Source organism: Pseudonocardia pini, from assembly GCF_013870575.1.
GTDB lineage: Bacteria > Actinomycetota > Actinomycetes > Mycobacteriales > Pseudonocardiaceae > Pseudonocardia > Pseudonocardia pini.
Map to the genome: position 1 here is coordinate 1 of NZ_JACBXB010000102.1, position 10,697 is coordinate 10,697.

Here is a 10,697-nt window from a genome sequence, read left to right on the forward strand (position 1 = left end):
GCTCAGCGCGGCACAGGAGCAGCAGCTCACCGGGTCCCTGGCCCGGATCTACGGCCGGGACATCGCGCTGCAGGTGGAGCTCGACGAGAGCCTGCTCGGCGGCATGGTCATCCGGGTCGGCGACGAGGTCATCGACGGCAGCGTGAGCGGCAAGCTCGCCGCCGCCCGTCGGGCGATCCCCAGCTGACCGCCTCACGTTTCGAAGAGAAGGAACAGACGACCCCATGACAGAGCTGACGATCTCCCCGGAGGAGATCCGGAGTGCGATCTCCAGCTACGTCTCGTCGCTGGAGACCGGGACCTCCCGTGAAGAGGTGGGCACCGTCTCCGACACCGGTGACGGCATCGCCCACGTCGAGGGCCTGCCCTCGGCGATGACCAACGAGCTCCTCGAGTTCGACGGTGGCGTGCGGGGTGTCGCGCTGAACCTGGACGCGCGCGAGATCGGCGCGGTCATCCTCGGCGACTACGCCCACATCGAGGAGGGCCAGTCCGTCAAGCGGACCGGCGAGATCCTCTCGGTCCCCGTCGGCGACGCGTTCCTCGGCCGGGTCATCGACCCGCTGGGCAACCCGATCGATGGGCTGGGCGACATCGAGGCGGAGACCCGCCGCATCCTGGAGCTCCAGGCCGCCGGCGTGATGGACCGCCAGGAGGTCCGCGAGCCGCTGCAGACGGGCATCAAGGCCATCGACGCCATGACGCCGATCGGCCGGGGCCAGCGCCAGCTGATCATCGGCGACCGCAAGACGGGCAAGACGGCCGTCTGCGTCGACACGATCATCAACCAGAAGCAGAACTGGGAGTCGGGCGACCCGAAGAAGCAGGTCCGCTGCATCTACGTCGCGATCGGCCAGAAGGGCTCCACGATCGCCGGTGTCCGGAAGTCCCTCGAGGACTCCGGCGCGCTGGAGTACACGACGATCGTCGCGGCCCCCGCGTCGGACCCCGCGGGCTACAAGTGGCTCGCCCCCTACACCGGGTCGGCGCTGGGCCAGCACTGGATGTACGGCGGCAAGCACGTGCTGATCATCTTCGACGACCTGTCGAAGCAGGCCGAGGCCTACCGCGCGATCTCTCTGCTGCTGCGCCGCCCGCCGGGCCGCGAGGCCTACCCCGGCGACGTCTTCTACTTGCACTCCCGCCTGCTGGAGCGCTGCGCCAAGCTGTCCAACGAGCTCGGCGCGGGCTCGATGACCGGCCTGCCGATCATCGAGACCAAGGCGAACGACGTGTCGGCGTACATCCCGACGAACGTCATCTCCATCACCGACGGCCAGGTCTTCCTGGAGTCGGACCTGTTCAACCAGGGTGTCCGGCCCGCGATCAACGTCGGCATCTCGGTCTCCCGGGTCGGCGGCTCGGCGCAGATCAAGGCGATGCGGTCGGTCTCCGGCTCGCTGCGCCTGGACCTGTCGCAGTACCGCGAGCTGGAGGCCTTCGCGGCGTTCGGCTCCGACCTCGACGCGGCCTCGGCCGCGGCGCTGGGTCGCGGCGAGCGCCTCGTCGAGCTGCTGAAGCAGGCGCAGTACGCGCCCTTCGCGGTCGAGGAGGAGGTCGTCTCCATCTGGCTGGGGACCACCGGCCAGCTGGACACGGTCCCGGTGGCGGACGTGAGCCGCTTCGAGGCGGACTTCCTCGCGCACGTGCGGCGCAACCACGAGGGCGTCTTCGGCGAGATCCGGGACACCGGCCTGCTGAAGGACGAGAACGTCGAGCGTCTGCAGGGCATCGTGGACGACTTCAAGAAGAACTTCACCGCGTCCGACGGCTCGTCGGTCGTCAAGGAGGCCAAGGCGGAGGCCCTCGAGGCCGACGAGGTCGACCAGGAGACGGTGAAGGTCAACAAGCCGGCGCCGGCTTCGAGCTGACGGGTAGGGACCCATGGCGGCACAGATCCGTGTGCTGCGGCGGCGGATCAGGTCGACGCAGTCCATCAAGAAGATCACCCGGGCGATGGAGCTCATCGCGACCTCGCGGATCGCGAAGGCCCGCGCCCGGGTGGACGAGGCGAAGCCCTACGCCGAGCAGATGACGGCGGTCCTCACCGAGCTGGCCTCCAACTCGGCGCTGGACCACCCGCTGCTCGTCGAGCGGGAGCACGCCAAGCGGGCGGCGGTGCTGGTCGTGACCAGCGACCGCGGCCAGTGCGGCGGCTACAACGCCAACGTGCTCAAGGAGGCCGAGCAGCTCCAGTCGCTCCTGCGCGAGCAGGGCAAGGAGCCCGTCCTCTACGTGATCGGGCGCAAGGGCGTGAGCTACTACCGGTTCCGTCGGCGCAAGGTCGAGGCCTCGTGGACCGGGTTCTCCGAGCAGCCCAGCTACGAGAACGCGGCCGAGGCCGCGCGCGAGCTGGTGAAGGCGTTTATGGCGGGCGCGGACGACGACGGGGAGGGCCCCGGCGACGACGGCATCCACGGCGTCGACGAGCTGCACCTCGTCTACACGCAGTTCAAGAACATGGTGACCCAGGTGCCGCAGGCGCGGCGGATGGCTCCCATGGAGGTTGAGTACGTCGGGGACGACGGCGCCCTCGGAGACGTCGCCTCGGAGACGGAGACCGGCGGGGCCACCGGCACCACGGCCACCGCCGCGGCCGACGAGCCGCGGCAGCTGTACGCCTTCGAACCGAGCGCGGACGTGCTGTTCGACTCGCTGCTGCCGAAGTACATCGGGGCCCGGCTCTTCGCGGCCCTGCTGGAGTCCGCGGCGTCGGAGTCGGCGAACCGGCAGCGGGCCATGAAGGCCGCGACGGACAACGCGAACGAATTGATCCGTACTCTGACACTGGAGGCCAACCAGGCCCGCCAGGCCCAGATCACCCAGGAGATCAGCGAGATCGTCGGTGGCGCCGACGCTCTTGTGACCGCAGGAAGTGAGAGCTGATGACCGCCACTGCTGACAGCGACACCCAGACCAGGGTCGGCCGGGTAGTCCGGGTCACCGGGCCGGTCGTCGACGTCGAGTTCCCGCGCAACCAGGTGCCGGAGCTCTACAACGCCCTCACCGTCGAGGTCGACTTCGGTGACCTCGCCAAGACGCTGACCCTGGAGATCGCCCAGCACCTGGGCGACAACCTGGTCCGCACGATCTCCATGCAGCCGACCGACGGCCTCGTCCGCGGCCAGGCCGTGACCGACCTCGGCCGTCCGATCTCGGTGCCGGTGGGCGACCAGGTCAAGGGGCACGTGTTCAACGCGCTCGGCGAGTGCCTGGACGAGCCCGACCTGCAGATCACCGGCGACCTGTGGGGCATCCACCGCAAGGCGCCGAACTTCGACCAGCTCGAGGGTCGCACCGAGATGCTGGAGACCGGCATCAAGGTCATCGACCTGCTCACCCCGTACGTCCAGGGTGGGAAGATCGGCCTGTTCGGCGGTGCCGGCGTCGGCAAGACGGTGCTCATCCAGGAGATGATCACCCGTGTCGCCAAGAACTTCGGTGGCACGTCGGTGTTCGCCGGTGTCGGCGAGCGCACCCGTGAGGGCAACGACCTCATCACGGAGATGACCGAGTCCGGCGTCATCAACGACACCGCGCTCGTCTTCGGTCAGATGGACGAGCCGCCGGGCACGCGTATGCGGGTGGCCCTGTCCGCGCTCACCATGGCGGAGTACTTCCGCGACGAGCAGGACCAGGACGTGCTGCTCTTCATCGACAACATCTTCCGCTTCACCCAGGCGGGCTCCGAGGTCTCCACGCTGCTCGGCCGGATGCCGTCCGCCGTCGGCTACCAGCCGACGCTGGCGGACGAGATGGGCGAGCTGCAGGAGCGGATCACCTCGACCCGGGGCCGCTCGATCACCTCGATGCAGGCGATCTACGTCCCCGCGGACGACTACACCGACCCCGCCCCGGCGACCACCTTCGCCCACCTGGACGCGACGACGGAGCTCTCCCGCCCCATCTCGCAGAAGGGCATCTACCCGGCGGTCGACCCGCTGACCTCGACCTCGCGGATCCTGGACCCGCAGTACATCGGCGACGAGCACTTCCGCGTCGCCAACGAGGTCAAGCGGATCCTGCAGAAGTACAACGACCTGCAGGACATCATCGCCATCCTGGGTATCGACGAGCTGTCCGAGGAGGACAAGCAGCTCGTCGGCCGGGCGCGCCGCATCGAGCGCTTCCTGTCGCAGAACCTCCTGGTCGCCGAGCAGTTCACCGGCCAGGCGGGCTCGACGGTCCCGCTCAAGGAGACCATCGAGGCGTTCGACAAGATCGCCAAGGGCGAGTTCGACGACGTCCCGGAGCAGGCCTTCTTCCTCTGCGGCGGTCTGGACGACCTGGACAAGAACCGCAAGAAGCTCGAGGGCTGATCCACAGATGGCCCACTCGCGACGAAGGAGCGAGCTCAGTTGGCAGAGATGACCGTGGAGCTGGTCGCGGTCGAGCGGCGGCTCTGGTCGGGCAAGGCGAGCTTCGTGCTGGCCCGCACGACCGAGGGCGAGCTGGGCATCATGCCCGGCCACGAGCCGACCCTGGCCCAGCTGGAGGAGGCGGGCGTCGTCCGGATCGACCCGGTCGACGGCTCGCCGCTGACGGTGGCCGTGCACGGCGGCTTCCTGTCGATCGGGCCGGAGACGGTCTCGATCCTCGCGGAGTTCGCCGAGCAGGCGGACGAGATCGACGTGCGGCGGGCGCAGTCCGCGCTGGACCGCGCGTCGGGGGACGAGCCGGACGAGGTGGCTGCGCGCAAGCGGGCCGAGGTGCGGCTCAAAGCGGCCGAGTCCGCCGGGTCGAACTAGCCGACGACCGGTAGACGAGCAGCAGTGGCGGAGACCGTGGCGATCGGTGTCGGCGTTGTGCTGGTGCTCGTGTGTGTGGCCCTCGGCTGGCTCGCCGTGCGGCGGGTGAGACTCATGCGAGGCGGCGGCGTGGACCTGTGTCTGCGCCGCCGTTTCGCTGTCACGGACTGGCACTTCGGCGTGGGGCGCTACCGGGGCGACCAGTTCGCCTGGTACCGGCTCACCAGCTTCCGGGTGGGCCCCACGGTCGCCATCGACCGCAACGACGTGGAGATCGTCGACCGCCGCCCCCCGCTGCCGAACGAGTCCTTCGCGATCCCGTACGCCAGCGCGGTCCTGCGCTGCCGCGACCACGAGGACCGAGACGTCGAGCTGGCGATGAGCGCCGACGTCCTCACCGGCTTCCTGGCCTGGCTCGAAGCCGCGCCCCCGGGATACCGCCAGGCCAGCTAGGCATCATGGAGCCACAACCCTCGTCTGAGGCCCTCGTGTCGACACGTAGGGCTCCACAACGCCTAGGGTTCGGGCTGTGGCTGTGCATCTGACGCGGATCTACACCAAGACCGGGGACTCGGGGACGACTGCGCTCGGCGACTTCTCGCGCGTGTCGAAGACGGACGTCCGGCTGGCGGCCTACGCCGACACGGACGAGTGCAACGCCGCCCTCGGGGTGGCGGTGACCGTCGGCGGGCTGGCCGAGCGGCTGCTGGTCCCGTTGCGGCAGGTGCAGAACGACCTGTTCGACGTCGGCGCCGACCTCTGCGCGCCGATCGTCCCGGACCCGGAGTACCCCCCGCTGCGGGTCGAGGAACGGTACGTCACCCGGCTCGAGGCCTGGTGCGACGAGTTCAACGAGGAGCTCCCGAAGCTCGACTCGTTCATCCTCCCCGGCGGCACCCCCGGTGCGGCGTACCTCCATGTGGCCCGCACGGTCGCGCGTCGGGCCGAGCGCAGCGTCTGGGCGCTCCTGGAGAGCGACGCCGAACGGACCAACCCGCTGACGGCCAAGTACCTCAACCGGCTCTCCGACCTGCTCTTCATCCTGGGCCGCTGCGCCAACCCGGCCGGTGACGTGCTGTGGCAGCCCGGCGGACCGGAGGCCGAGCGCTGACCGGCGGGTCGCCGGAAGATCACTCCGGGCGACCGCTACCGTCGGTGGTCGTGACAGAGCATTTCGCGGTGCGTGGCGGGGCCCGGCTGTCCGGCACGGTCGACGTCGTCGGGGCCAAGAACAGCGTGCTCAAGCTGATGGCGGCGGCGCTGCTGGCCGAGGGCACCACCACCATCACGAACTGTCCGGAGATCCTGGACGTGCCGCTGATGGCCGACGTGCTGCGCAGCCTGGGCTGCACCGTGGACGTCGCGGGGAGCACGGTCACGATCGACGTGCCCGCCGAGCCGGGTTCGCAGGCGGACTACCGGTCGGTGTCCCGGCTGCGGGCCTCGGTCTGCGTGCTGGGCCCGCTGGTCGCGCGCTGCCGCAAGGCGATCGTGCCGCTGCCGGGTGGGGACGCGATCGGCTCCCGCCCGCTGGACATGCACGCCAACGGGCTGCGGAAGCTGGGCGCGACCACGGAGATCGAGCACGGCCGCGTCGTCGCGCAGGCGGACGACCTGCACGGGGCGCAGATCTGGCTGGACTTCCCGAGTGTCGGGGCCACCGAGAACATCCTCATGGCCGCGGTCCTGGCCGAGGGCACCACGGTGATCGACAACGCCGCCCGCGAGCCGGAGATCGTCGACCTCTGCGTGATGCTGCAGCAGATGGGCGCGAAGCTCGACGGCGTGGGCTCGTCCACGCTCACCGTGCACGGCGTCTCGGGGCTACAGCCCACCGAGCACCGCGTGATCGGGGACCGGATCGTGGGCGCGACCTGGGCGTTCGCCGCGTGCATGACCCGGGGTGAGGTCACCGTGCGCGGTGTCGACCCGCACCACATCGACCTGGTGCTGGACAAGCTGCGCACCGCCGGGGCCGAGACGCGGGTGGGGGAGCAGGAGTTCTCCGTCGCGATGCCCGGCCGCCCGCAGGCCGTCGACTTCGTGACGCTGCCGTACCCCGGGTTCGCCACCGACCTGCAGCCGATGGCGATCGCGCTGACCGCGGTGGCCGACGGCACGTCGATGATCACCGAGAACGTGTTCGAGGCGCGCTTCCGGTTCGTCGACGAGATGGTCCGGCTCGGCGCCGACGCCCGCACGGACGGCCACCACGCCGTCATCCGCGGGGTGGAGCGGCTCTCCAGCGCCCCGGTGTGGGCCAGCGACATCCGCGCGGGCGCCGGGCTGGTGCTGGCCGGGCTGTGCGCCGACGGCGTCACCGAGGTCTGGGACGTCGACCACATCGACCGCGGCTACCCCCGGTTCGTGGAGAACCTGCGGTCCCTGGGCGCGGACGTCGAACGGGTGGCAGCCGACCCCGCACGGTAGGGGTCCCCCCACCGCGACTCGGGGGGAACCCCGGTTCCGCCGGCCCGTCGCTCCCGCGAGGCTCGCGGGCATGGGTGCGATCACCGACTTCGTGCAGGGGCTGCTGGCCTCCGTGGACGCGCTGCCGCTCTGGCAGCTGTACCTGCTGGTGGGAGGGCTGCTGGTCGCGGAGACCACGGTCGGGGTGGGGCTCGTGACGCCGGGGGAGGTCGTGTTGCTCGGGGCGGCGACCACGGTGTCGTCGCCCGCGGAGTTCGCCGGGCGGGTTTGGGCAGGTGAAGCGGGGCCGGGCGGGGTCGGGCGGAGCTGGGCGAGAGCGGGTTGGGTCGGACAGGCCGGGCGGGGTTGGGCAGGTGAAGCGGGGCCGGGCGGGGTTGGGCGGGGTTGGGCGAGACCGGGCTGGTTCGGACAGATCGAGCAGGGTCGGGCGGGTTGGGCAGGTGAAGCGGGGCCGGGCGGAGCTGGGCGGGAGCGGGTTGGGTCGGACGGCCGGGCGGGTTGGACAAGTCGGACGGGTAGAGCAGGGTCGGGCAGGTCGAGCGGGGCCGGGCGGGGCCCGCCCGGGTCGGCTGGTCGGGTGGGGTCGGGTCAGCCCGACTTCCTGAAGACGAGCAGTTCCGTCCGACCCTCCACCAGTCGGACGAGGCAGCTCCCGCGGAAATGGACACCGTGTCGTCCGAGATACTCGATCAGCCATTCTCGGGGGACTGGGCGATAGATCGTCCCGGCGGCGATCCAGGCCGTGACGAGATCGTCGGTGAGGCATTCCTCGGTGATCACGTCGAAAGCGATCACGCCGCCCGGGCGGGCGACTCGGATCATGTCGTCGACATATCCCATGACCGTCTCGAAAGGAAGGTAGACGAAGACCTTCTGGGCGTGGACCAGGTCGATCGACGCGGTCGGGGTGGGGGTGAGCGTGTGGCCGTCGCACGGCTGGACGACCGCGTGGGGCAGGGCGCGTAGGTGCGGCCACCAGTCCGTGGCCGTCTCGTAGATCAGGTAGGTCTCCGGGTGCAGTGCCTCGATCACCTTCTCCGAGTACCGGCCGGTGCCCGGCCCGATCTCGCAGACCCGCCGGGCCGACGTCAGCCCGCCGAGGCGGAGCATCTCCGCCACCGTCCGTGCTGTGGTGCCCGGCGTCGCGAAGGTCTGGTCGATGTAGTCGCCCACGGAGAGCCCGGCGGTCCGTGCCGCGGCGATGGTCCGGCGGGCCGAGATGTAGCTTTTGACGGATTGGTCCGCCGACCGACCTCTGACCATTTGGATGTCGAATGGGCGCAATATGTGGTTGACGGCGTCTCGGGCTGTAGCTTTCACCGACATCGGACGCACTCCTTCGGTCTGGACGATTCCTGGTTCTCGATGTCGATATTCGTGGCGTTAACCGGTCCGGAGAATGGTCACAACGGCGCCGTTTCGAGCAAAAAGAATGGTCGACGCATCGAGGATCCACCGCGCATCCCGCGCACGTCGGGCGAACGGCCGGAACGAGACGTCGGCTGCGCCGGTAACGAACCTCCGAGTCGCCCCGAGTCCCCTGCCGTGCGATCCGGGTCACAGTCCGGATCACCGCCCCCCGCCGTCGTGGGATGGAGAGTGTCGTGGGTGTCAGTGCCGAGACCAGCGTCGAGACCAGCGAGGCGGCCGCCGACGCGGCCAGGAGCACGACGAGCTGCCGGCTCTGCGGGTCACCGCGGATGCGCAGCTTCGTGGACCTCGGGGCCACGCCGCCCTGCGAGCTCTTCCTGGCCGCGGACCGGCTCGACGAGCCCGAGGTCACGTACCCGCTGCACGCCCGGGTCTGCGAGGACTGCCTCCTCGTCCAGGTGCCGCCGCTGATCACCCCCGAGGCGACCTTCACCGAGTACGCCTACTACTCCTCGTTCTCCAGCTCCTACGTCGACCACGCGGAGCGGTTCGTCGCGGCCGCGGCCGAGCGTGCGGGCCTCGGCCCCGACTCCTTCGTGGTCGAGGTCGCCAGCAACGACGGCTACCTGCTGCAGCACGTCGTCCGCCGAGGGATCCCTTGTCTGGGCATCGAACCGTCGGTCAACGTCGGCGAGGCGGCCCGCGTCGAACGCGGGGTCCCCACGCTGACCGCCTTCCTGTCGGAGGTCTCGGGGCGCCGGGTCCGCGCCGATCACGGCCCGGCGGACCTCGTCGTGGCGAACAACGTCTTCGCCCACATCCCCGACGTCGTGGACTTCGGCAAGGGGCTGCGGGCCCTCGTGGCCGACGACGGCTGGATCTCCATCGAGGTGCAGCACCTGCTCACCCTCATCGAGCGCAGGCAGTTCGACACGATCTACCACGAGCACTTCCAGTACTACACGGTGCTCACCGCGCAGCGGGCGCTCGCGGCGGCCGGTCTGGTGCTCGTCGACGTCGAGCTGATCGAGACCCACGGCGGGTCGCTGCGGCTGTGGGCCCGGCCGCGGGAGGCGGGGGCGCAGCCGACGCGGGCCGTCGCCACCCTGCTGGCCCGCGAGGAGGCGGCGGGGCTGGACCGGCCGGAGGGCCACGACGGGTTCGCGGGCGCGGTCTCGACCATCCGGGACGACCTGCTCCGGTTCCTGCTCGACGCCCGCCGCGAGGGCCGCACCGTGGTGGGCTACGGCGCCCCGGGGAAGGGCAACACGCTGCTGAACTACTGCGGCATCCGCCCGGACCTGCTGGCGTACACGGTCGATCGCAACCCCTACAAGCACGGCCGGTTCACCCCCGGGACGCGGATCCCGATCGAACCACCGGAGCGGATCGCCGCGGACCGTCCGGACTACGTCCTCGTGCTGCCGTGGAACCTCCGGCGCGAGCTGGTCGAGCAGCTGGGGTACGTGCGCGAGTGGGGCGGGAAGCTGGTCTTCCCGATCCCGACGCTCGAGGTCGTCGGGTGAGCGGCCCACGGTGTCGGTTCTGCCGGGGCCGGTGGGGCGAGCAGGTGCTCGACATGGGCCTGCAGCCCGCGTGCGACCACTTCCCCGAGCTCGGTGACCCCGACGCGGACCCGGTCTTCCCGATCCGGCTCTGGCTGTGCGTCGAGTGCGGGCTGGCCCAGCTGGTCGAGGACCCGACCGTCCCCGAGGAGGTCCGGGGCATCGAGCCCGAGGCGCTCGTGGCGCAGGCACGCGCCGCGGTCGGGTCCCTGGCCGAGGTGGGCCTGCTGCCCGCGGGCGGCACGGTCATCGAGCACCCGAGCCCGCACGGCGGGAGCTGGGTCGGGCACCTCGCCGAGCGGGGGATCACCGACGCGGCGGGGGACACCGCCGACCTCGTGCTGGACTGCTTCGGGTTGATGCACGCCCACGACGTCCGCGCCGAGCTCGACGAGCGCCTGGCGCAGCTCGCGCCGGGCGGGACCCTGCTGCTGCAGTTCCACTCGCTCGCGGCGGTGCTCGCCCAGGGCCAGTGGAACGCGGTGCGGCACGGGCACCCGGTCTACCTGTCGGTCCCCACGGCCGTATCGATGCTGGAGACGCTGGGCCTCGGCACCGTGCGGGCGTGGCGGTTCCCGCTCTA

10 protein-coding genes and 1 pseudogene are annotated in these 10,697 nt (G+C 70.6%); 10 read left to right on the forward strand and 1 reads right to left on the reverse strand.

Annotated features, from left to right (window positions below):
- The 8 genes from H5J29_RS09025 to murA all read left to right on the forward strand — a co-directional run.
- On the forward strand, window positions 1–187 hold a 187-nt coding region (locus H5J29_RS09025), incomplete at its 5' end, for a F0F1 ATP synthase subunit delta (RefSeq protein ID WP_181780467.1).
- Between the two features lie 37 nt (window positions 188–224).
- Window positions 225–1,871, forward strand: coding sequence for a F0F1 ATP synthase subunit alpha (gene atpA / locus H5J29_RS09030; protein ID WP_181780468.1), 1,647 nt, complete (start codon window positions 225–227; stop codon window positions 1,869–1,871).
- A 13-nt stretch (window positions 1,872–1,884) separates the two neighbouring features.
- Window positions 1,885–2,886: a F0F1 ATP synthase subunit gamma gene (locus H5J29_RS09035; RefSeq protein WP_181780469.1), complete on the forward strand. Its 1,002-nt coding sequence runs from the start codon at window positions 1,885–1,887 to the stop codon at window positions 2,884–2,886.
- Window positions 2,886–4,319 (forward strand): F0F1 ATP synthase subunit beta, encoded by a 1,434-nt coding sequence (atpD, locus tag H5J29_RS09040; protein WP_181780470.1) that lies wholly within the window; start codon window positions 2,886–2,888, stop codon window positions 4,317–4,319. The genes H5J29_RS09035 and atpD overlap by 1 nt, the downstream gene beginning before the upstream one ends.
- 48 nt (window positions 4,320–4,367) lie before the next feature.
- Entirely contained in the window at window positions 4,368–4,748 is a 381-nt protein-coding gene (locus H5J29_RS09045; protein ID WP_181780476.1) for a F0F1 ATP synthase subunit epsilon, read from the forward strand.
- A 24-nt stretch (window positions 4,749–4,772) separates the two neighbouring features.
- Window positions 4,773–5,201, forward strand: coding sequence for a DUF2550 domain-containing protein (locus tag H5J29_RS09050; RefSeq protein WP_181780471.1), 429 nt, complete (start codon window positions 4,773–4,775; stop codon window positions 5,199–5,201).
- Window positions 5,202–5,277: 76 nt separating this feature from the next.
- On the forward strand, window positions 5,278–5,859 hold the full coding sequence (locus H5J29_RS09055; RefSeq protein WP_181780472.1) for a cob(I)yrinic acid a,c-diamide adenosyltransferase: 582 nt from the start codon (window positions 5,278–5,280) through the stop codon (window positions 5,857–5,859).
- Window positions 5,860–5,909: 50 nt separating this feature from the next.
- Window positions 5,910–7,178 (forward strand): UDP-N-acetylglucosamine 1-carboxyvinyltransferase, encoded by a 1,269-nt coding sequence (murA, locus tag H5J29_RS09060; protein ID WP_181780473.1) that lies wholly within the window; start codon window positions 5,910–5,912, stop codon window positions 7,176–7,178.
- 588 nt (window positions 7,179–7,766) lie between these two features.
- Here the strand turns inward: murA and H5J29_RS09065 are convergent.
- Window positions 7,767–8,351, reverse strand: a complete 585-nt coding sequence (locus H5J29_RS09065) for a class I SAM-dependent methyltransferase (RefSeq protein ID WP_312858126.1) — start codon at window positions 8,349–8,351, stop codon at window positions 7,767–7,769.
- Window positions 8,352–8,782: 431 nt separating this feature from the next.
- On the opposite strand from H5J29_RS09065, the gene H5J29_RS09070 reads away from it, so the two are divergent.
- Together H5J29_RS09070 and H5J29_RS09075 are read left to right on the forward strand one after the other, a co-directional pair.
- Complete coding sequence (locus tag H5J29_RS09070; protein WP_312858127.1) at window positions 8,783–10,075, forward strand: methyltransferase domain-containing protein; 1,293 nt, start codon at window positions 8,783–8,785, stop codon at window positions 10,073–10,075.
- Window positions 10,072–10,697: pseudogene (locus H5J29_RS09075) on the forward strand (transferase); the annotation flags it as partial. The gene H5J29_RS09070 and the pseudogene H5J29_RS09075, both read left to right, overlap by 4 nt.